The organism is Actinoallomurus bryophytorum (genome assembly GCF_006716425.1).
Lineage (GTDB): Bacteria > Actinomycetota > Actinomycetes > Streptosporangiales > Streptosporangiaceae > Actinoallomurus > Actinoallomurus bryophytorum.
In genome coordinates this window covers 453,467-473,318 of sequence record NZ_VFOZ01000001.1, presented here as the reverse complement: position 1 = coordinate 473,318, position 19,852 = coordinate 453,467, and the positions used below count along the sequence as shown (strand labels likewise).

Here is a 19,852-nt window from a genome sequence, read left to right as displayed (position 1 = left end):
CCCCCGAGTACGGCGCGTGGGCGCCCGGCGGCGTGGGATGCTGCGAAGGTGTCCTCCGAACGTCTCACCCTGGTCGTCGGCGACGAGGAGTTGCTCATCGACCGGGCCATCGCCGATGTCCTCGCCGCCGCGCGTGCGCGCGAGTCGGAGGCCGAGGTCTACGAGCTGACCCCGGCCACCCTCACACGCGGGGGGCTGGCCGAGCTCACCTCGCCGTCGCTGTTCGGCGGGGGACGAGTGGTCGTGCTCCGTTCGGCGCAGGACTTCGGCAAGGACCTGATCACCGAGATCGGCAAGTACGCGGCCGACCCGGCCGACGACATCGACCTCGTCGTCGTGCACGCGGGCGGCGCCAAGGGCAAGGCGCTGCTCGACGCGTTCACCAAGGCGGGCGCGCGCAAGGTCACCTGCCAGAAGATCACCCGGCCGGGTGAGCGGGTCGCCTTCGTACGCGCCGAGGTGCGCCGGGCCGGGGGCACGATCGGCGAGGACGCCGCGCGTGGCCTGCTCGACGCGGTCGGCACCGACCTGCGCGAGCTCGCCAGTGCCTGCAGCCAGCTCGTGGCCGACACCGGCGGCCGGATCGGCGACGACGCGGTCGCGCGCTACCACCGGGGACGCGCGGAGGTCAGCGGCTTCAACGTCGCCGACCGTGCCGTCGAGGGCCGGCTCGGTGACGCACTCGAACAGCTGCGCTGGGCGCTGTCCACCGGTGTCGCGCCGGTCCTGATCACCAGCGCGCTGGCGCAGGGGGTCCGCTCCCTCGCGAAGGTGGGCGGCGCGCCGCGCGGGCTGCGCGGCGCCGGGCTGGCCAAGGAGCTCGGCATGCCGCCCTGGAAGGTGGACCGCGTACGCCAGCAGCTGCGCGGCTGGACCCCGGAGGGCGTGGCGGAGGCACTCCAGGTGGTCGCCGAGACCGACGCGCAGGTCAAGGGCGCCGGAGCCGATCCCGCGTACGCCCTGGAGAAGGCGATCGGCCAGATCGTCGCCGCTCGTGGCTCACGCTGAGGCACCTCGGCGTCGTGCCTTGCCGCTCGGGTCGGGCGGTACGTTCTCGACGAGGTGCGCCGCGCGTGCTCGACCCGGCGCTCCGGGGCTTGGAACGCGATGAGCTCGACTGCTTCCTGAAGCGGTTCGACCGGTAAGCGCGACGCTGGGGCGGAAAATGTGTTTTCGGCCGTTCCGTCCATGCCTCACTCTGGTGGCGTGAACACAAGTACGGAACCGCGTCTCGGAGTCGACTTCGGTCGGGTGATCCACGGCGGTGCGGCGGTGGCGGGGGAGGAGGACACGGTCTTCCTCAGCGGTGACGCCGAGGAGGCGATGCGCTCACCGGCGACGGAGGGCATGTTCGACGTCCTGCCCGGGCTGGTCGCACGTTTCGGCGGGCAGGTCTGGGTGATCTCCAAGTGCGGCGAACGCATCCAGGACAGGACCCTGCGGTGGCTGGACCGCAACGACTTCTACCGGCGTACCGGGATCGCCGCGGGCAACGTACGGTTCTGCCGGAAGCGGGCCGACAAGGCCGGCCACTGCGCGGACCTGGGCATCACGCACATGGTCGACGATCGCCTCGACGTGCACGCCGCGCTGCGGGGGCTGGTGCCGCACCTGTTCCTGTTCGGCCCGCAGACCTCGGCCGCGCCGGAGTGGGTGCGGGCGGTACGGACGTGGGCGGACCTGGAAGAGGAGATCGGGGTGGTAGGGGCGGCGGCGCCTGGCCCTACGGGCACGGGCGGCCCTCTGCGACGAGGTCGGGGCGGCTGAGGCTCGTCTCGATCTACAGGGACCGAACGCCTGTTACCAGGCAGTACAACGCCTTACCGGGCAGCACAACGACGCCGTGCCCGTCTTGGGGCACGGCGTCGTGAAGCGAAGAACCTTACTTGGCCTGCAACTCGGCGGCGCGCTTGGCGATCGCCGACTTGCGGTTGGCGGCCTGGTTCTTGTGGATGACGCCCTTGCTCACGGCCTTGTCGAGCTTGCGCGTCGCGGACCGCAGCTGAGCCGTGGTCGCGTCGACGTCGCCGGACTCGGCGGCCTCACGGAACTTGCGGATCTCGGTCTTCAGCTCCGACTTGACCGCCTTGTTGCGAAGGCGTGCCTTCTCGTTCTGCTTGTTCCGCTTGATCTGGGACTTGATGTTCGCCACGAAGAAAGCCTCAGGTGTTAAGTCGATGGAATGGGGGCGCGGGACCTAACGCGCCCACACGCAGTGGGACAGCCTACCAAGGGCTTCACCCAACGCCCAAACCGAGCCGTCCCAGCCGGTCGCCGCGCCGGCGGTTCAATCACGGATCCGGCGTACGCGAGGGGCGTGGGTCCACGGGTAGCCGGGACGCCGTGCGGCAGCGCGTACGGGCCTCGACGCGGTACGCGGCGGGTAGGGCGGTGCCCACACGGCCGGGCTGTGGGGGCCCGGCCGGAGGGCTGCGACGGTCTCGGCCGGAGGGGTACGGCGGTCTCGGTCCGGGGGGCTGCGACGGTCTCGGCCGGGGGGGTACGGCGGTCTCGGTCCGGGGGGCTGCGACGGTCTCGGCCGGGGGGGTACGGCGGTCTCGGTCCGGGGGGCTGCGACGGTCTCGGCCGGAGGGGTACGGCCGTCTTGGTCGGGGGGCTGCGACGGTCTCGGCCGGAGGGGTACGGCCGTCTTGGTCGGGGGGCTGCGGCGGTCTCGGCCGGGGCTGCCGGATGGCTGATCGGCGGGTGCTCGGAACAGAGCATGCCGCGCGGCGTGGGACCATGGATAACGCTAATCCATCACTCCACGAGGAACCCGGTGCCGGCCGTACCGAACCACACCGATCCCGCGGTGATCCGCAATTTCTGCATCATCGCGCACATCGACCATGGCAAGTCGACCCTCGCCGACCGCATGTTGCAGCTCACCGGTGTCGTCGAGGGGCGTCAGATGCGCGCCCAGTATCTCGACCGTATGGACATCGAGCGTGAGCGTGGCATCACGATCAAGAGCCAGGCCGTGCGCCTGCCGTGGCGGGATTACGTTCTCAACCTGATCGACACGCCCGGGCACGTCGACTTCTCCTATGAGGTCTCGCGGTCGCTGGAGGCGTGCGAAGGGGCGGTCCTGCTCGTGGACGCCGCCCAGGGCATCGAGGCGCAGACGCTCGCCAACCTCTACCTCGCGCTCGAGGCGGACCTGCACATCATCCCGGTCCTCAACAAGATCGACCTGCCGGCCGCGCAGCCGGACAAGTACGCCGAGGAGATCGCCGGGATCATCGGGGTGGACCCGGGCGAGGTCCTCCGGGTGTCCGGCAAGACCGGCGAGGGCGTCAAGGAGCTCCTCGACAACATCGTCGCGACCGTGCCCGCGCCGCAGGGTGACCCCGACGGGCCCGCCCGTGCGCTGATCTTCGACTCGGTGTACGACACCTATCGCGGTGTCGTGACGTACGTCCGGGTCATCGACGGGCATCTGTCCCGCCGCGAGAAGAGCCTCATGATGTCCACCGGGAGCGCGCACGAGACACTCGAGGTGGGCGTGATCTCGCCCGACCCCGTGCCGACCGACGGGCTGGGCGTCGGTGAGGTCGGCTACCTCATCACCGGGGTCAAGGACGTGCGCCAGGCGCGGGTCGGCGACACCGTGACGAGCGCCGCCGGGCGGGCCACCAAGGCGCTCGCCGGATACCGGCACCCCCGGCCGATGGTGTTCTCCGGCCTGTACCCGGTCGACGGCGACGACTATCCCGAGCTGCGCGACGCCCTCGACAAGCTGCGGCTCAACGACGCGGCGCTCGTGTACGAGCCGGAGACCTCGCTGGCGCTCGGCTTCGGGTTCCGCTGCGGCTTCCTCGGCCTGCTGCACATGGAGATCGTGCGTGAGCGGCTCGAGCGGGAGTTCGACCTGTCGCTGATCTCCACGGCGCCGAACGTCGTCTACCGCGTCGTCATGGAGACCGGTGAGGAGCACCGGGTCACCAACCCGAGTGAGTTCCCCGAGGGCAAGATCGGCATGGTCTACGAGCCGATGGTCAGGGCCACGATCCTGTCGCCGAGTGACCACATCGGGGCGATCATGGAGCTGTGCCAGGGCCGCCGCGGCGTACTCCTGGGCATGGACTACCTGTCCGAGGACCGCGTCGAGATCCGCTACACGCTCCCGCTCGCCGAGATCATCTTCGACTTCTTCGACCAGCTGAAGTCGCGGACCCGCGGGTACGCCTCACTCGACTACGACCCCAGCGGCGAGGAGCAGTCCGACCTGGTCAAGGTGGACATCCTGCTGCAGGGCGAGTCCGTCGACGCGTTCAGCCAGATCGTGCACAAGGACAAGTCACGCGAGTACGGCCTGATGATGACGGCCAAGCTCAAGGAGCTCATCCCGCGCCAGCAGTTCGAGGTGCCGATTCAGGCCGCGATCGGCGCGCGGATCATCGCCCGCGAGAACATCCGCGCCATCCGCAAGGACGTCCTCGCCAAGTGCTACGGCGGCGACATCTCCCGCAAGCGCAAGTTGCTGGAGAAGCAGAAAGAGGGCAAGAAGCGGATGAAGACGATCGGCAGGGTCGACGTCCCGCAGGAGGCCTTCGTGGCGGCGCTGTCCACGAGTGGTGGCACGGAGAAGGGCAAGAAATAGGCGGACGCCCGGTCAGGTTGCGCATTGAGAGCCCACGCGGGGTAGGGCGCCCATGCGCCGCCCGGAGTCCCATCCGCGCGGGCTCCGCACAGTCGACCGAGGGTTGGAGCAGGCATGGATCTTGGCCAGATCGGCATCTGGAACTCCGGGTTGCGTGATGAGGACCGGCGGGCCGCGGACGGGGTCCGCGAGGCCGCGGCCGAGCTCGAGGAGCTGGGGTACGACGCGATCTGGCTGGGAGGCAGCCCCGGTGTACGCCACGCGGCGCCGCTGCTGGAGGCCACCGAACGCATCGTGGTCGCCACCGGCATCCTCAACATCTGGGAGTACGAGCCGGCCGAGGTCGCCGAGGAGCAGACCGCCCTCGCCGAACGGCATCCCGGCCGTTTCCTGCTGGGGCTCGGCGCCAGCCACGCCGCGCTGGTCAAGGGCTACCGCAAGCCGTACTCCATGATGGTGGACTACCTCGACCGCCTCGACGCCGCCGGCTCGGCGAAGGAGCATCGCGTACTCGCCGCGCTCGGCCCGCGCATGCTCACGCTGTCACGTGACCGCGCGGCGGGCGCCCACCCGTACCTCATCACCCCCGAGCACACCGCGACGGCCCGCGAGATCCTCGGCCCGGACTCCCTGCTGGCGCCCGAGGTGAAGGTCGTCCTCGAGACCGACCCCGAACGCGCCCGCGCCGCCGCGCGCGGCCACCTCGCGATCTACCTGGGAATGCCCAACTACACCGGCAACCTGCTGCGGCTCGGCTTCGTCGACGACGACTTCCGAGACGGCGGCAGCGACCGGCTCATCGACGCGACCTTCGCCTGGGGAGACATGGAGGCGATACGGGCCCGCCTCGCGGCGCACCGGGAGGCGGGCGCCGACCAGCTCGTCGTCCAGGTCGTGACCGGCGATCAGGTGGCGATGCCCCGCTCGCAGTGGCGCGAGCTCGCCGACGGTCTCGAGCTGCGCTCCAGGAGCTGAGACCTCCGGTGAACGGCGGGCGGGCGATCGCCTAGGCCCCCTTTTCGGCGCGGACCGTGGCAATACCGGGTGAGGCCGGAACCAAGCTTCGGTGTTCTCGCGTCACACGGGGGGTAGGGACGCCGTGCTCGCCGTTCATCGGGAGGAACATTGGACGCTGCTATGGCGGGACAGGGAGTTCGCCGTGACAACGCTCCGCGCGACGTGCAGGACGGTGACCCGGGTGATCCAGGGGATCCGGGGGATACGGCACTGAGCACCACCATCACTCTGCCCGGCGTGGAGCGTTCGGTGGCGGTCGGCCGCCGATTCGTACGGGACACGCTCGGAACGCGGCACCCGGCGCTGGAGAAGGTCGCGCTGAGCGTGAGCGAACTCGCCACCAACGCGATCATGCACACGCCGAGCGGGGACGGTGGTCATCTCACGATCGGCATCCGGGCCACCGGGCACGTGATCCGCGCCGAGGTCACGAACGACGGCACGATGGCCACCAAGCCCCGTGTCAGGAGGGACGCCGAGGCCGAGAACGGACGGGGAATCCTCATCATCGAGGCGCTCGCCGAGTCCTGGGGCGTCATCGAGGACTCCGGGACGACGACGGTATGGGTCGAGTTCCGCGACGGATCCTGGGCCCTGCCGGACGGCCACCAGGTCCCGGAACGCTGAGACGCCTCTGGCCGGACGCAGGCGGAGATCTTCTGGGGACGCGCGGACACCGCCTGAGCCATCGGTCCCGGAACCCGCCATCGGGCCCGCCCGCGGAGGGGACGGCGCGGGCATGCTCGCTCGGGCGGCACACTTGAGACGTGCCATCGACGCTGCCGGACGGAGATCCGGTCCCGAGAGACGGAGCGCTGCCGCCCAGCGCTCTCGACGGCCTCGGCGGCCGCCCGTTCGGTTTCTACGTGCACGTGCCGTTCTGCGTCACCCGCTGCGGTTACTGCGACTTCAACACCTACACCGCCACGGAGCTGCGGGGAGCGTCCCGCGACTCGTACGCCGACACCGCGATCGCCGAGATCCGGATGGCCCGGCGCGTGCTGGGCGACGTCGACCTGCCGGTGGAGACGGTGTTCGTCGGCGGAGGCACGCCCACGCTGCTGTCCGCCGCCGACCTCGGCCGGGTGCTGGACGCGATCGGCAAGGATTTCGGGCTGGCCGAGGGGGCCGAGGTCACCACCGAGTCCAACCCCGAGACCGTCGACCCCGCCTACCTCGCCGAGCTGCGAGAGGCGGGTTTCACGCGCATGTCGTTCGGCATGCAGAGCGCCCGTGAGCATGTCCTGGCCGTCCTCGACCGTACGCACACGCCCGGCCGGCCGCAGCAGTGCGTCTCCTGGGCGCGCGAGGCCGGCTTCGAGCACGTCAACCTCGACCTCATCTACGGCACGCCGGGCGAGAGCGACGCCGACTGGCAGGCCAGCCTCGACGCCGCCATGGCCGCCCGGCCCGACCACATCTCCGCGTACGCCCTCATCGTCGAGGACGGCACCCGCCTGGCCACGCGCGTACGGCGGGGTGAGCTGGCCGCGCCCGACGACGACGCGATGGCCGACCGCTACCTCGCCGCCGAACGCACGCTCGGGGCGCACGGGCTCGGCTGGTACGAGATCTCCAACTGGGCCGCGAGCGAAGAGGCCCGCTGCCGGCACAACCTTCTCTACTGGACCGGCGGCGACTGGTGGGGTGTGGGCCCCGGCGCGCACAGCCACGTCGGTGGCACGCGCTGGTGGAACGTCAAGCACCCGGCCGCGTACGCGGCGCGGCTCGCGGAGGAGGCCTCGGCCGCGTACGCCCGCGAGGTGCTGGAGGCCGCGGACCGCAGGTTCGAGCGGATCATGCTGGAGGTGCGGCTGGCCGACGGCTGCCCGCTCGGCCTGTTCGACGACGTCGCGGCGGTCCGCCGCGCGGTCGGCGACGGCCTCCTGGTGCCCGAGGCGTTCGAGGCAGGCCGCGCCGTGCTCACGCTACGAGGACGGCTGCTGGCCGACGCCGTCGTCCGCGACCTCACCTGACCGCAGGGGATCCGCGGTGCCCGTCACTTGATCATGCGCCAGCAGATCCAGGCGGGAAGCCGGTACATCTCGAGCCGGCCGGCCCTGACCGCCCCGATGATCAGATAGACGAAGTGCACGATGCCGAAGATGATCATCGCGGGTATCACGACGATCAGCGCGGCGGGGGCGCCGGCCACCACGGTGACGACGGCGAGGGCGATGCCTCCGAGGAAGACGGCGAGGTAGCTCAGCGCCGCGTTGAGCGCCTGCGCAGCGTGGAAGCGGATGAAGGGCGTCTGGTCCTGGCGGACGAGAAAGACCACGAGCGGAGCGATGACGCCGATGATCAGCTGGCCGATATAGGCCGCCAGCGCCCAGTTCGTGTCGTCGGCGGGGTTGTTCCCCTGCGGTCCGTACGGCGGGGGGTACGGGCCTTGCCCGTACGGCGGCGGGTACGGGCCGGGCCCGTACGGGGGCGGTGGACCTCCGACGTGCGGTCCAGGAGGAGGGCCACCGTACGGATGCCCCGGAGGGGGCGGAGGGCTGCCGAATTGCGGCTGACCGGGAGGAGTTAACGGGGTGGACGGCTCGTCATGGGGTTCCTCGGGCGATGGTCCGCGATCGTCGGGTTCGGTCATGACGCTCCTCAGCGGAAGATGGGCCACGCCACGATGGCGGGGAGGCGGTACCACTCACAGCGGTTGGCGCCGATCGCGGCCCTGGTCACGACGTAGGAGCCGGCGGCCAGCGCCAGCAGCACGAGCGGTATCCAGGCGACACCTTTGAAGTAGGCCAGCAGCAACGCGGTGAAGGTGCAGGCGAACACCGCGACGAACAGGTTCAGCGCCTGTACGGCGTGGAAGCGCGCGAAGGGCGAGGTGCGTCCCTTCGCGACCAGCACGATCGCGGGCGCGACGAAGCCCGAGACGAACATGCCGACGTACGCGGGCACCGCCCACCGCTCGTCCTCGTCGACGACCGGGCCGCCGGCCGGAGCCCGCACGCGCCGCCGACGGTCCTGGACCGTTACGGCGGCGTACGGGTAAGGCTGTTCCGGCTGCCCGCCCCGTGGCCGCCGTCCGTGACCCGGCGGGGCGTGGTGCTGCGGCGGCGCGTAGTACTGCGGCGGTGGGCTCTGCGGGGGCTGCTGAGCGCCCTGGCCGTACCCCGGCCGCCCGTCCGGCTGTCCCGGGGGCGGCCCGTACGGCCGGCCGGATCGCCCGCCGCCGGGTTGACCGTAGGTCATCGTGCGTCCCTTCCGGCGGATATGTCTGGTGCGATGTGGTGTCGCAGTTTATGAGACGTGCGCGGGCGCCGGATGGTTGCGCGGGTCAGCCGCCCGGGGCGGTGACGAAGTCGATGAGCTCCTCGACCCGGCCGAGAAGCGCGGGCTCCAGATCCGCGTACGTGCGCACCCGGCCCAGGATGGCCTGCCACACCTCGCCCGGCTCACCTCTCCAGCCCAGCGCGGAGATCACGCCCTCTTTCCAGGGAATGCCGCGCGGCACGTCCGGCCAGGCGGAGATGCCGAGGGTGGCGGGCTTGACCGCCTGCCAGATGTCGATGAAGGGATGCCCGGTGACCAGGACGTACGGCGAGTCGATCTGTTCGGCGATCCGGCTCTCCTTCGAGCCGGCGACCAGGTGGTCGACGAGTACGCCCAGGCGGCGGCCGGGCTCGGGGCCGAACTCCTCGGCGATCTCCGGCAGGTGGTCGACGCCTTCGAGGAACTCCACGACGACGCCCTCCACCCGCAGGTCGTGGCCCCAGATCTTCTCCACGAGCTCGGCGTCGTGCTTTCCCTCGACGTAGATCCGGCTCTCCCGCGCGACGCGTGCGCGCAGGCCGGCCACGGCGATGGAGCCGGACGCGGAGATCGCGCGGCCCGCGGCACGTACGGGCCGCACCAGCGTCACCGGCTTGCCGTCGATCAGGAACCCGGCCTTGGCCAGCGGGAACACCCGGCGCTTGCCGAACCGGTCCTCGAGCGTCACCGAGTCCTTCTCACAGGCCACGACCGCGCCGCAGAAGCCGCTGGACGGGTCCTCGGCCACCAGGCCGGACTCGGCCGCGATCTCCGGGATCTGGCCTTTGCGAGGGCGTCGCCAGTCGCCCGACAGAACGTCCTTGGCGTAGTTCTTGCTCCGCACGGCCGCACCGTATCGGGACCAACCCGGCCGAGCCGGGATCAACACGCGTGCGCGCTCAAGACGGTACGCTGGCGCGCCGACGCTCACGCCGGAGCCGGAATACCGGTGCCGGGGGCGGCGTCGCGCCAGTGCTCGGCCATCATCCAGGCGACTTTTCCCGCCGCCGTTCGTCGTCGCCGTCTCACCGCGACGGTCGTCAATCGCCGTACACTTGGCACTCAAGAACACGGAGTGCCAAATTAGAGGCCTGTAGCCGTGGGAGGTGAGTGCGTGCTCGACGATCGGAAGCTGGCGGTGCTCCGCGCCATCGTTGAGGATTACGTGTCCACCAACGAACCCGTGGGCTCGAAGGCGCTGGCCGACCGGCACAACCTCGGTGTCTCACCGGCCACGATCCGCAACGACATGGCAGTCCTCGAGGAGCAGGGCTACATCGCCCAGCCGCACACGAGCGCGGGACGCGTGCCGACCGACAAGGGATACCGGCTGTTCGTCGACCGGCTGTCGACGATCAAACCGCTGTCCTCGGCGGAGCGGCGCGCGATCGAGACGTTCCTCGCGAACGCCTACGACCTCGACGACGTCGTGACCCGTACGGTCCGGCTGCTCGCGCAGCTGACCCGCCAGGTCGCGGTCGTGCAGTACCCCTCGCTCACGCGGTCGGCGGTGCGCCACATCGAGCTCGTCCCGATCGGTCCCGAACGCCTGCTGCTGGTGATCATCACCAACACGGGCCGGGTCGAGCAGCGGGCCATCGAGATGCCCCTGGGCTTCTCCGAGGAGTCCATCGCCCATCTGCGGGCGCTGCTCAACGCGCACCTGGACGGGTGCTGGCTCACCGACGTGCCCGGGGTCGTCGCCGAGGTCCCCGACCGGGTCTCCGCGGAGGAGCGTCCGCTCGCCGCGACCGTCCTGTCGGTGCTCCTCGAGACCCTGATCGAAAAACACGAAGAAAAGATCGTCATAGCCGGCGCGGCGAACCTCGCCCGCGCCGACTTGTCCCAGAGCCTCCGCGACGTGCTGGAGGCGTTGGAAGAACAGGTCGTCCTGATGCGACTGCTCGGCGAGGTGAGTGATCCCACCAGCCTCACCGTGCGAATCGGAGCCGAAAACCCCCACGAGAGCCTGTTCACGACCTCCGTGGTCGCCACCGGATACGGTGCCGGCGACCAGGTCGTGGCCCGGCTCGGCGTGCTCGGCCCGACGCGAATGGACTACCCCGGCACGATGGGAGCGGTACGCGCAGTGGCACGTTACGTCGGGCAGATTCTGGCGGGGTCGTAAGTGGCGAACGACTACTACGCGACCCTCGGGGTGCGCCGTGACGCGGGTGCGGACGAGATCAAGAAGGCCTACCGCAGGCTCGCCCGCGAACTGCACCCGGACGTCAACCCCGACCCCGAGACGCAGGACCGGTTCAAGGAGATCACCCAGGCGTACGAGGTGCTCTCCGACCCCAAAAAGCGTGAGATGTACGACCTTGGCGCTGATCCGTTCGCGTCGGGCGGCGCGGGCGCCGGCGCCGGGTTCGGGGCAGGCTTCCCGTTCAGCGACATCATGGACGCCTTCTTCGGCAACCAGGCCCAGCGGGGTCCGCGCAGCCGCGCCCGGCGCGGCCGCAACGGCACCATCCGCGTGGAGCTCGACCTGTCGGAGACGGCCTTCGGCACGACACGCGAGCTGACCGTCGACACCGCGATCGTCTGCACGACCTGTACCGGTGCGGGCACCGCGCCCGGCACCCAGCCGGAAAGCTGCGACATGTGTCACGGCCGTGGCGAGGTGCAGCAGGTCACGCGGTCCTTCCTCGGCCAGGTCATGACCTCGCGCGCCTGCCCGCAGTGCGGTGGCTACGGCAGCGTCATCCGCACGCCGTGCGCCGAGTGCTCGGGCGACGGACGGGTCCGCACCCGCCGTACGATCAAGGTTCGCATCCCGGCGGGCGTGGAGAACGGCACCCACATCCAGCTCGCCGGCGAGGGCGAGGTCGGCCCCGGCGGAGGGCCGTCCGGCGACCTGTTCCTGGAGATCGTCGAGCGACCTCACTCGATCTACGAGCGGCAGGGCGACGACCTGCACTGCACCGTCCAGGTCCCCATGACGGCCGCCGCGCTGGGCACCTCGCTCACCGTGGAGACCCTCGACGGGCCGGAGGAGATCGACATCCGGCCCGGCACCCAGTCCGGCCAGCAGATCCCGATGTACGGCCGGGGGGTCAAGCACCTCAACGAGACCGGCCGCGGCGACCTGATGATCCACGTGAACATCGAGACGCCCACCAAGCTCGACGAACAGCAGGAGGACCTGCTGCGCCAGCTGTCCGTGCTGCGCGGCGAGGAGCGCCCGCCGGGCAAGTTCACCCCCGGGCAGCAGGGTTTCTTCTCCCGCCTGCGCGATGCCTTCAACGGCCGCTGAGACCCGTCCGGTCCCGCCGAGCCACCAGGCTCGACGGGGCCGCCCGTACGAAGGGCGCCGCGCGGCCGGGCCGGTCCGCGACGGCCGTGCACAGGTCGCCGGTGTCCTGGGGGCGGGGACGGTTTCACCGTGGACCAGGCAGCGCCGGGCGTGCCCGGCGAGCGTCGCGATTACGGGTTCGCCGCCCCGGCTGTTGGGGCGTGGTGGTGACGTTGGGGCTGGGCGGGCGGGCCGGGTCGGTTGCCCGCGGTCGTCTGTCTCGCGTCGTGAGGGTCGGCGTCGTGGTGATGCGGCGGTGATGTTGCGGGCGTCTTCGGTGAGGGCCGCGGTGGCGGGTTCGCCGATCGGGCTGTTGGGGCGTGGTGGCGAGGTGGGGGCCAGGTGGCCGGGCCGGGCCGGTCGCCCGCAGCCGTGCGCCGCATGCCGGGTGCGTCCCTGTCGTTCTCTGCGGGCGGTGCCGGTCGCGGAGGGCGGGCTTCGATGAGCCCGCCGGTCTTTCTCTGCGACGGCGACCGGCTCGGCGCCGACCGGATCCTGCTCGACGGCCCCGAGGGCAGGCACGCCGCGGCCGTACGACGGCTCAAGCCGGGTGAGCGCGCCGACCTCACCGACGGTGCCGGGCTCGTGGTCGAATGCGTGGTTACGAGCGCGGGCCGTGACAGCCTCGAACTCCAGGCCATGGCTCGCCGCCACGAGGCACCTGCCGAGCCGCGCATCGTCGTCGTCCAGGCACTGCCGAAGGGCGACCGCGGCGAGCTCGCCGTCGAGACGATGACCGAGGTCGGCGTCGACGTGATCGTGCCCTGGGCCGCCTCGCGCTGCGTCACCCAGTGGCGGCCGGAGCGCCGGGAAAAGGCCCTGGGCCGCTGGCGTAGTACCGCCAAAGAGGCCGCCAAGCAGGCACGCCGCGCCTGGCTGCCCGAGGTGACCGACCTCGCCACCACGGCACAGGCGGCCGAGCGCATCTCCGCCGCGGCCCTCGCCGTGGTCCTCCACGAAGAGGCCGAGCACCCGCTGAGCGGCCTGGCCGTGCCGGACCAGGGCGAGATCGTTCTCGTGGTCGGGCCCGAGGGCGGCCTGACCGGCGAGGAACTCGCGGCCTTCGCGTCCGCCGGCGCCGCCACCGCCCTTCTGGGGCCCACCGTCCTGCGTACGTCCACGGCCGGAGTGGCCGCCGCCTCCGTGCTGCTCAGCCGCACCGGTCGGTGGTGACGGACGCTCCGGTCGGTGGTGACGGACGCACTACCGCGGGATGGCTTTTCGACGGAGATATTCCGTTCGTTAAGTGGATGCGGACGGACACCGATCCGATCCGTGGCGCGCCGAGATCCCCGTACACGCCTGGCTTCGCGGCGTCTGAGGGCCGGAGATCTCACCGCCCTGACGCACCTGTCCGAACTCTCATCTCGTAAAGCCCACCAAACGGCACGTGGCAGGATCTCCCGCGTGAACCTTGACTTTCCCCTTGAGCCCGGCCTTGCGGAAATGACGGAGATGGGGCGTCTCGTCGTTGATCGTGTGGCGGCCTTCATCGAACGGCTGCCGGATCGCCCGACGAGTCCTCCCGCCGACCCGGGGCTCGCCGATCTCGTCGGCGCGTTCCTCGCCCCGCCACCCGAGGAGGCGGGGGAGCTGACCGCGCTGCTCGACCGGTTGGAACGTGCCACTGACCATGCGATGGAGACGGCGGGCCCGGGCTACCTCGCGTACGTGCCGGGCGGGGGGCTCTACACGTCAGCTCTGGCCGAGTTCTACACGCGCGGCGTGAACCGCTACGGCGGCCTGGCGATCGGCGCTCCCGCCCTCGCCGCTCTCGAGGAGAGCGTGGTGCGCTGGATCGCCCGTGACGTCTGCGGACTGCCGTCCGGCAGCGGCGGCATGCTGACCACGGGGGGCTCGATGGCCACCTTCTCCGCCCTGGTCGCCGCCCGGCACGCTCATCTCGGCGAGGAGATCGGAGAAGGAACCCTCTACGTCGGCGCGCACGCCCACCACTCCGTGGCGAAGGCGGCCAGGCTCGCGGGCATCAGGGAGCACAACGTCCGTGTCGTGCCGTCGGCCGGCGACCTGCGGATGGACGTCGACGCCGCGGCGGCGATGATCCGGGCCGATCGAGACGCCGGGTTGCGCCCTTTCCTGCTGGTCGGCTCGGCCGGCACCACCGACACCGGGACGATCGACCCACTGCCGGCCCTTGCAGGGCTGGCACGGCGTGAGGGTGTCTGGTTCCACGTGGACGCGGCCTACGGCGGCTTCTTCCGGCTCACCGAGCGCGGACGCGACCGGCTGGCCGGCACCGAACTGGCCGACTCGATCACCCTGGACCCCCACAAGACGCTGTTCCTGCCCTTCGGCACCGGCGCCCTCGTCGTACGGGACCCGGCGACGCTCTATGCCGCGCACGAGGGCACCGGGAACTACCTGCAGGATGCGGGCTCCGGCGACGGCCTGCCGAACTACGCCCAGCTGGGGCCGGAGCTGACCCGGGAGAACCGCGGCCTGCGCGCCTGGCTGCCGCTGCACCTGCACGGTGTGGCGGCCTTCCGTGAGGCGCTCGACGAGAAGCTCGACCTGACCGAGCAGGTCTACGGAAAACTCGCCACGGTGCCCTCGCTCGAACTCCTCGGGCGGCCGGACCTGAGCACGGTGGCCTTCCGTGTGCGCCCGCGCAACGGCGACGTCGCGGCGGCGGACCGGGCTACCCGCCGGCTGCTGGACCGCGTCAACGCGGACGGCCGGGTGCTGCTCTCGAGCACCATCGTCGATGAGCGGCAGACCCTGCGGATCTGCATCGTGGTCCACCGTACGCACGGCGACCGCGTGGCCGAGGCGCTCGACCTCATCATCGCGGCGGCCGCCGCCGAGTGAGTGTCAGGGGGACAGGTTCGGGTTGGGAACCGACTCCGTGGGCTGTTCGGTCGGCTGGTCCGCAGGCGGCTGGGTGGCCGGGGGCGGGGGCGAGTCGGTGACCGGCGGTCCCGTCGGGCCGGTGCCGGCGGTCGGCTCGCACGTGACGTGGACGGTCGGGCCAGGGTCGGGCGGGGTGGGCGCCGGGCTGCCCGACGGCGTGACCAGGCTCTCACCCGGGTCGCAGGTGGGGCCGTTGACGACGTGCTTGCCGGTGTTGGACGGGCGAATGGACGTCGGGCTCGGTGAGGTGTCCGGGACCGGGTTGGACGAACCGCCCGGCACCACCTGGCCCTGGGAGCGACCGCTGTTGGAGGACGATCCCGGGTCGTCACTGCCGGAACCGTCGCTGAAGTGACCGGTCTGGACGAAGTTCTTCAGCGCCGGGGTCGCCGAGACGGCGGCGCCGCAGACGAGCACCGCGGCGGTCGCTGCCGCCAGCGGACGCATCCACGGAACGGAGAAGGAGAACCCGAACCGCCGCTCGTGCTTGTCGTTGATCTTGCTGCGGATTCGCTCAAGTCCCTCCGGAGAGGGCGTGACCGCGTCCGCTTCCGCGTGAAGGGCACGGCGAAGACGGTCGCCGTACTCGTCGTCGAAGGACTGGGTCATTACTGCTGCTCCAGGACGGTGCGTAGCGCGGCCATCCCGCGCGCGGTGTGGCTTTTGACGGCCCCCCGGCTGATACCCATCGACCGAGCGATCTCCGCCTCGGACAGATCACCGTAGTAGCGGAGCACGAGTGCTTCCCGCTGTCGATTCGGCAGCCCGCCGAGCGCCTTGACGACCGCGGTGCGTTCGAGCTCCACGATCGCGCCGTTCTCCGCGCTCGGTGCGTCGGGCAGCCCCTTGGGGGCGTACTTCTCCACGACGGCACGGTGCCGCAACACTGATCGTGACCGATTGACCACGGACTGCCGAAGATACGACAGAGCCTTGTCCGGCTCGCGCAGCCGCCGCCAGGCCCCGTGCATGGCGACGAACGCGTCCTGTACGACTTCCTCGGCCGTCGCGACATCGCGTACGAGCAGTGCCGCGAGGCGCACCAGCGAGCGGTAATGCGCACTGTAGAGCGCGGTGACAGCCTGGTCTGCGTCCCAGGCGACCGCCACGGCTCCCGCCGTACTCCTGGCTACGAGGGTTTCGGTCACATCAGTTGGACGCGCGCCCTCACTCTGAGGTTTACGAAAGGCCATACCTCTGTCTCGCCTTATCCCGCCCATCGGTGCCACCGGCATGTGTCTTGTCGATTGGACGACATGTCGGATCCGCAAGTTCATGCGAACTTGGACCGGCTTCGGATCAAGAGGTCGGCTGGGGGTCCGGGGGCCGGGGGTTCGCGTGACAGCAACCCTAACCAGAGGATGACGGTTATTGGACACGGCGGCGTCGTCCGCTCGTAACGATTCGCAGACGAGCGGGGAGTCCGAGCCGCGATAACATGCGCTGACCATGCTGACCATGGGGCGTGAGGAGAGTTCAGTGACACAGCACGACTGTTTGTTCTGCAAGATCGTGTCCGGTGACGTGCCCGCGACCGTGGTCCGCGAATCAGCCCGTACGCTGGCGTTTCGCGACATCAACCCGCAGGCGCCCACGCACGTGCTGGTGATCCCGAAGGAGCACCACCCGACCGCGGCCGAGCTCGCGGCCTCCGACGGCGACCTGCTCGCCGAGATCGTGCGCGAGGCACACGAGGTCGCGGTCGACGACGGCGTCGCCGGCACCGGCTACCGGGTGGTCTTCAACACCGGGCCGGGCGCCGGCCAGACCGTCTTCCACGTGCACGCCCACGTGCTCGGAGGACGCGGCCTGAACTGGCCGCCGGGCTGATCCGCGCTGGTGAGTGAGCCGATAATGGTCGGTCTCGGCCGGTAACATGGGTACGACTCAGCCGAGGACCGAACGCAACCGGAAGGCAGGGACGAAGAGGCCGCAAGGCCGGGCTATGGCCGATTCAACTCACACCGCTGACGCCGCACCGGACAGCGCGCGCACGCAAGTCAAGATCGTGATTCCGGATGACCTTTCGATGGTCGCCCTGCTCGGCTCGCGTGACGAGCTCCTCGATGTCGTGGAGAAGACCTTCTCCAGCGACGTCCACGTACGCGGGAACGAAATCACGATCAACGGCCCTGCCGAGGAGACCGAGCTCGTCGCCAAGCTCTTCGAGGAGCTGCTCGACCTGCTGAAGACCGGCACGCCACTCACTCCCGACGTGATCGAGCGCAGCGTGGCCATGCTCCGCGCGGAGACCACCGAGCGGCCGGCCGAGGTGCTGACGCTCGACATCCTCTCCTCGCGCGGCCGCACGATCCGGCCGAAGACGATCAACCAGAAGCACTACGTCGACGCGATCGACAAGCACACGATCGTGTTCGCGATCGGCCCCGCGGGCACCGGGAAGACCTACCTCGGGATGGCCAAGGCAGTGAAGGCGCTGCAGGCCAAGGAGGTCAACCGGATCATCTTGACCCGGCCGGCCGTCGAGGCGGGCGAGCGGCTGGGCTTCCTGCCCGGCACGCTGTACGAGAAGATCGACCCGTACCTCCGCCCGCTGTACGACGCGCTGCACGACATGATCGATCCGGACTCGATCCCGCGCCTCATGGCCGCCGGCACGATCGAGGTGGCGCCGCTCGCCTATATGAGGGGAAGGGCGCAGCCTGTCTTCACCCCTGTCCTGACGCCGGATGGCTGGCGTCCCATCGGCGATCTCCAAGTCGGCGACCTCGTCGTCGGCTCGAACGGGGAGCCGACCCCGGTCCTTGGCGTCTATCCGCAGGGGGAAAAGGACATCTACCGCGTCACCGCTCAGGACGGTGCGTGGACCCTGTGCTGCGGTGAGCATCTGTGGACGGTCAGCACGGCTTCCGACAGGCGCCGCAACAAGCCATGGCGGGTCCTGGAGACCCGGGAGATGATCGGAAATCTGCGCGCGGCACATGCCCGGCGCTATCAGCTGCCGCTCCTTGCCGCTCCGGTCCGCTTCCCTGAGCGCGAGGTCCCGATGGATCCCTACGCGCTGGGGCTGCTGCTGGGCGATGGCTGCCTGACCGGCGCCACGACGCCGTCCTTCGCCACAGCCGATCCTGAGCTCGCCGTCGCGTTGGGAGAGCTTCTGCCTGGCATCGAGATCCGCCACAAGGGCGGTGTCGATTATGTGCTGAACCGCGTGACCGAGCCCGGGCAGGTCATCACGATCACGAACCCGGTCACCGCGATCGCACGCGAGCTCGGATTGAGCGGTTCGAGGTCGGCGACGAAGTTCGTTCCGGACGTATATCTCCGCAACACCGCCGAGGTCAGGGTCGCCCTTCTCCAGGGCCTCCTGGACGCTGATGGCGGGCCAGTCGCACAGGCCGACCGCACCTGCCGCGTCCAGTTCACGACGACATCGATCCTGCTTCGCGACGATGTCATCGAGCTGGTCCGGTCGCTGGGCGGAGTCGCCTACACGCGGCGCCGCATGGCCGAGGGCCGCAAGCCAGGCAGGGCGCTGGGACGTGACGTTCACCACCGACGTGACGCCCACGTCGTCGACATCCGGCTTCCCGAAGGCGTCGAACCCTTCCGCCTCACCCGCAAGCGCGAGAGGTACCACGCGGCCGGGGGCGGCGGGCGGCCGATGCGGTTCATCGACAGCATCGAACCGGCCGGCCGCGAAGAGTGTGTGTGCATCCAGGTGGCGGCCGAGGACTCGTTGTACGTCACCCAGGACCACCTGCTGACGCACAACACCCTCAATGACGCCTTCATCATCCTCGACGAGGCGCAGAACACCTCGCCCGAGCAGATGAAGATGTTCCTGACCCGGCTCGGGTTCGGGTCCAAGGTCGTGGTCACCGGTGACGTCACCCAGGTCGACCTGCCGTCGGGCCAGCAGAGTGGCCTCCGCGTCGTACAGGACATCCTGGATGGCATCGACGACATCAGCTTCCGTACTCTGACCAGTAAGGACGTCGTACGCCACAAGCTGGTCGGCCAGATCGTCGACGCGTACGACCGCCACGACCTGCAGAGCCGGCCACGCGATGTGAAGCAGGACGGCCGCGCCTCACGCAAGCGGGGAAGATAAGCAGTGAGCATGAGTGAACCCGACGTAGCGAGCGGAGTGGGTCGCCGAGGTACGAGGTGCCCCGCGCAGCGAGTGAGAAGGGTGAGCGAGCAGTGAGCATGAGTGAACCCGACGTAGCGAGCGGAGTGGGTCGCCGAGGTACGAGGTGCCCCGCGCAGCGAGTGAGAAGGGTGAGCGAGCAGTGAGCATCGAAGTACTGAACGAGTCCGGAGAGGTCGTCGACGAGGCGACGCTCTCCGCGCTGGCCACGCACGTGCTCGACCGCCTGGACGTGCATCCGCTGGCGGAGCTGTCGATCGTCCTCGTGGACGAGACGGCAATGACCGAGCTGCACGAAAAGTGGATGAACGAGCCCGGCCCGACCGACGTGCTGGCCTTCCCGATGGACGAGCTGCGCCCCGGTCACGTGTCCGGCGGCACCGAGGACGCGCCGGTCGACCCGGCCCTGCTCGGCGACGTCGTGCTCTGCCCGGTCATCGCGGCCAAGCAGGCCGTCAAGGCGGGTCACGGCACCGAGGACGAGCTGCACCTGCTCTGCACCCACGGCATCCTCCACCTGCTCGGCTACGACCATGCCGAGCCCGAGGAGCACAAGGAGATGTTCGGCCTGCAGGCGGAGCTTCTCGCCTCCTGGCGCGAAGCCCGCGCGCAGACCCCCTCATGACCGAGCGAATCGACGAGCACACATCCCTGGTGGCTTCGGCGACCCAGGAGGTCACGTGAC

19 protein-coding genes and 2 pseudogenes are annotated in these 19,852 nt (G+C 70.2%); 15 read left to right on the top strand and 6 right to left on the bottom strand.

From position 1 onward, the window contains the following. Positions 1-48: 48 nt before the first annotated feature. Entirely contained in the window at positions 49-1,008 is a 960-nt protein-coding gene (gene holA / locus FB559_RS02305; RefSeq protein ID WP_141952743.1) for a DNA polymerase III subunit delta, read from the top strand. A 198-nt stretch (positions 1,009-1,206) separates the two neighbouring features. Then, a complete protein-coding gene (locus tag FB559_RS02300) occupies positions 1,207-1,767 on the top strand; it encodes a hypothetical protein (RefSeq protein ID WP_221639862.1) in 561 nt (186 codons plus the stop codon). A gap of 115 nt (positions 1,768-1,882) precedes the next feature. Here FB559_RS02300 and rpsT read toward each other — a convergent pair whose 3' ends face one another. Then, positions 1,883-2,152, bottom strand: coding sequence for a 30S ribosomal protein S20 (gene rpsT, locus FB559_RS02290; protein ID WP_141952741.1), 270 nt, complete (start codon positions 2,150-2,152; stop codon positions 1,883-1,885). Between the two features lie 627 nt (positions 2,153-2,779). Here rpsT and lepA point away from each other — a divergent pair. The 4 genes from lepA to hemW all read left to right on the top strand — a co-directional run bounded on the left by lepA (position 2,780) and on the right by hemW (position 7,596). Next, positions 2,780-4,603, top strand: coding sequence for a translation elongation factor 4 (gene lepA / locus FB559_RS02285; RefSeq protein ID WP_425455045.1), 1,824 nt, complete (start codon positions 2,780-2,782; stop codon positions 4,601-4,603). Between the two features lie 114 nt (positions 4,604-4,717). After that, positions 4,718-5,578: an LLM class F420-dependent oxidoreductase gene (locus FB559_RS02280; protein ID WP_141952737.1), complete on the top strand. Its 861-nt coding sequence runs from the start codon at positions 4,718-4,720 to the stop codon at positions 5,576-5,578. Positions 5,579-5,740: 162 nt separating this feature from the next. Next, positions 5,741-6,247, top strand: a complete 507-nt coding sequence (locus FB559_RS02275; RefSeq protein WP_141952734.1) for an ATP-binding protein — start codon at positions 5,741-5,743, stop codon at positions 6,245-6,247. A 140-nt stretch (positions 6,248-6,387) separates the two neighbouring features. Next, the gene (gene hemW / locus FB559_RS02270; RefSeq protein WP_141952732.1) at positions 6,388-7,596 is read left to right on the top strand and encodes a radical SAM family heme chaperone HemW; all 1,209 of its coding nucleotides are present in this window, start codon (positions 6,388-6,390) and stop codon (positions 7,594-7,596) included. 23 nt (positions 7,597-7,619) lie between these two features. Here the strand turns inward: hemW and FB559_RS02265 are convergent, their stop codons facing one another. The 3 genes from FB559_RS02265 to FB559_RS02255 all read right to left on the bottom strand — a co-directional run bounded on the left by FB559_RS02265 (position 7,620) and on the right by FB559_RS02255 (position 9,728). Continuing rightward, entirely contained in the window at positions 7,620-8,216 is a 597-nt protein-coding gene (locus FB559_RS02265) for a DUF4870 domain-containing protein (protein WP_141952730.1), read from the bottom strand. An 8-nt stretch (positions 8,217-8,224) separates the two neighbouring features. Further along, positions 8,225-8,824, bottom strand: coding sequence for a DUF4870 domain-containing protein (locus FB559_RS02260; protein ID WP_141952728.1), 600 nt, complete (start codon positions 8,822-8,824; stop codon positions 8,225-8,227). Positions 8,825-8,909: 85 nt separating this feature from the next. Further along, positions 8,910-9,728, bottom strand: a complete 819-nt coding sequence (locus FB559_RS02255; protein ID WP_141952726.1) for a DUF3097 domain-containing protein — start codon at positions 9,726-9,728, stop codon at positions 8,910-8,912. Positions 9,729-9,998: 270 nt separating this feature from the next. On the opposite strand from FB559_RS02255, the gene hrcA reads away from it, so the two are divergent. The 4 genes from hrcA to FB559_RS02235 all read left to right on the top strand — a co-directional run bounded on the left by hrcA (position 9,999) and on the right by FB559_RS02235 (position 15,011). Then, on the top strand, positions 9,999-11,012 hold the full coding sequence (gene hrcA, locus FB559_RS02250; protein WP_141952724.1) for a heat-inducible transcriptional repressor HrcA: 1,014 nt from the start codon (positions 9,999-10,001) through the stop codon (positions 11,010-11,012). After that, positions 11,013-12,143 (top strand): molecular chaperone DnaJ, encoded by a 1,131-nt coding sequence (gene dnaJ / locus FB559_RS02245; RefSeq protein ID WP_141952722.1) that lies wholly within the window; start codon positions 11,013-11,015, stop codon positions 12,141-12,143. Positions 12,144-12,623: 480 nt separating this feature from the next. Next, positions 12,624-13,355 carry a 16S rRNA (uracil(1498)-N(3))-methyltransferase gene (locus tag FB559_RS02240; RefSeq protein ID WP_141952720.1) on the top strand — a complete coding sequence of 244 codons (732 nt, stop codon included), beginning with the start codon at positions 12,624-12,626 and terminating at the stop codon, positions 13,353-13,355. 273 nt (positions 13,356-13,628) lie between these two features. Continuing rightward, on the top strand, positions 13,629-15,011 hold the full coding sequence (locus FB559_RS02235; protein ID WP_141952718.1) for a pyridoxal phosphate-dependent decarboxylase family protein: 1,383 nt from the start codon (positions 13,629-13,631) through the stop codon (positions 15,009-15,011). A gap of 3 nt (positions 15,012-15,014) precedes the next feature. Here the strand turns inward: FB559_RS02235 and FB559_RS02230 are convergent, their stop codons facing one another. Further along, positions 15,015-15,662, bottom strand: coding sequence for a hypothetical protein (locus tag FB559_RS02230; protein WP_141952716.1), 648 nt, complete (start codon positions 15,660-15,662; stop codon positions 15,015-15,017). Then, positions 15,662-16,246, bottom strand: coding sequence for a SigE family RNA polymerase sigma factor (locus FB559_RS02225; RefSeq protein ID WP_141952714.1), 585 nt, complete (start codon positions 16,244-16,246; stop codon positions 15,662-15,664). Before FB559_RS02225 ends, FB559_RS02230 begins: the two co-directional genes overlap by 1 nt. 286 nt (positions 16,247-16,532) lie before the next feature. Here FB559_RS02225 and FB559_RS02220 point away from each other — a divergent pair, with 286 nt between their 5' ends. The 5 genes and pseudogenes from FB559_RS02220 (at position 16,533) to ybeY (ending at position 19,792) form a co-directional block, all read left to right on the top strand. After that, entirely contained in the window at positions 16,533-16,883 is a 351-nt protein-coding gene (locus FB559_RS02220; protein WP_141952712.1) for a histidine triad nucleotide-binding protein, read from the top strand. A 115-nt stretch (positions 16,884-16,998) separates the two neighbouring features. Continuing rightward, positions 16,999-17,709 (top strand): annotated as a pseudogene (locus FB559_RS46555) (PhoH family protein); the annotation flags it as partial. Continuing rightward, positions 17,698-18,522: pseudogene (locus FB559_RS46550) on the top strand (LAGLIDADG family homing endonuclease); the annotation flags it as partial. The pseudogenes FB559_RS46555 and FB559_RS46550, both read left to right, overlap by 12 nt. After that, a complete protein-coding gene (locus FB559_RS46405) occupies positions 18,520-19,128 on the top strand; it encodes a PhoH family protein (protein ID WP_342781015.1) in 609 nt (202 codons plus the stop codon). The pseudogene FB559_RS46550 and the gene FB559_RS46405, both read left to right, overlap by 3 nt. A gap of 181 nt (positions 19,129-19,309) precedes the next feature. Next, on the top strand, positions 19,310-19,792 hold the full coding sequence (gene ybeY / locus FB559_RS02210) for an rRNA maturation RNase YbeY (RefSeq protein ID WP_141952708.1): 483 nt from the start codon (positions 19,310-19,312) through the stop codon (positions 19,790-19,792). Positions 19,793-19,852 lie beyond the last annotated feature (60 nt).

Bases quoted from the DNA above. Each gene is read 5' to 3' on its own strand.
- FB559_RS02235 (WP_141952718.1), top strand. From the start codon at position 13,629: ATGACGGAGATGGGGCGTCTCGTCGTTGATCGTGTGGCGGCCTTCATC.
- FB559_RS02225 (WP_141952714.1), bottom strand. From the start codon at position 16,246: ATGGCCTTTCGTAAACCTCAGAGTGAGGGCGCGCGTCCAACTGATGTG.
- FB559_RS02265 (WP_141952730.1), bottom strand. From the start codon at position 8,216: ATGACCGAACCCGACGATCGCGGACCATCGCCCGAGGAACCCCATGAC.
- FB559_RS02230 (WP_141952716.1), bottom strand. From the start codon at position 15,662: ATGACCCAGTCCTTCGACGACGAGTACGGCGACCGTCTTCGCCGTGCC.
- FB559_RS02260 (WP_141952728.1), bottom strand. From the start codon at position 8,824: ATGACCTACGGTCAACCCGGCGGCGGGCGATCCGGCCGGCCGTACGGG.
- FB559_RS02240 (WP_141952720.1), top strand. From the start codon at position 12,624: ATGAGCCCGCCGGTCTTTCTCTGCGACGGCGACCGGCTCGGCGCCGAC.
- FB559_RS02280 (WP_141952737.1), top strand. From the start codon at position 4,718: ATGGATCTTGGCCAGATCGGCATCTGGAACTCCGGGTTGCGTGATGAG.
- FB559_RS46405 (WP_342781015.1), top strand. From the start codon at position 18,520: ATGGCCGAGGGCCGCAAGCCAGGCAGGGCGCTGGGACGTGACGTTCAC.
- FB559_RS02275 (WP_141952734.1), top strand. From the start codon at position 5,741: ATGGCGGGACAGGGAGTTCGCCGTGACAACGCTCCGCGCGACGTGCAG.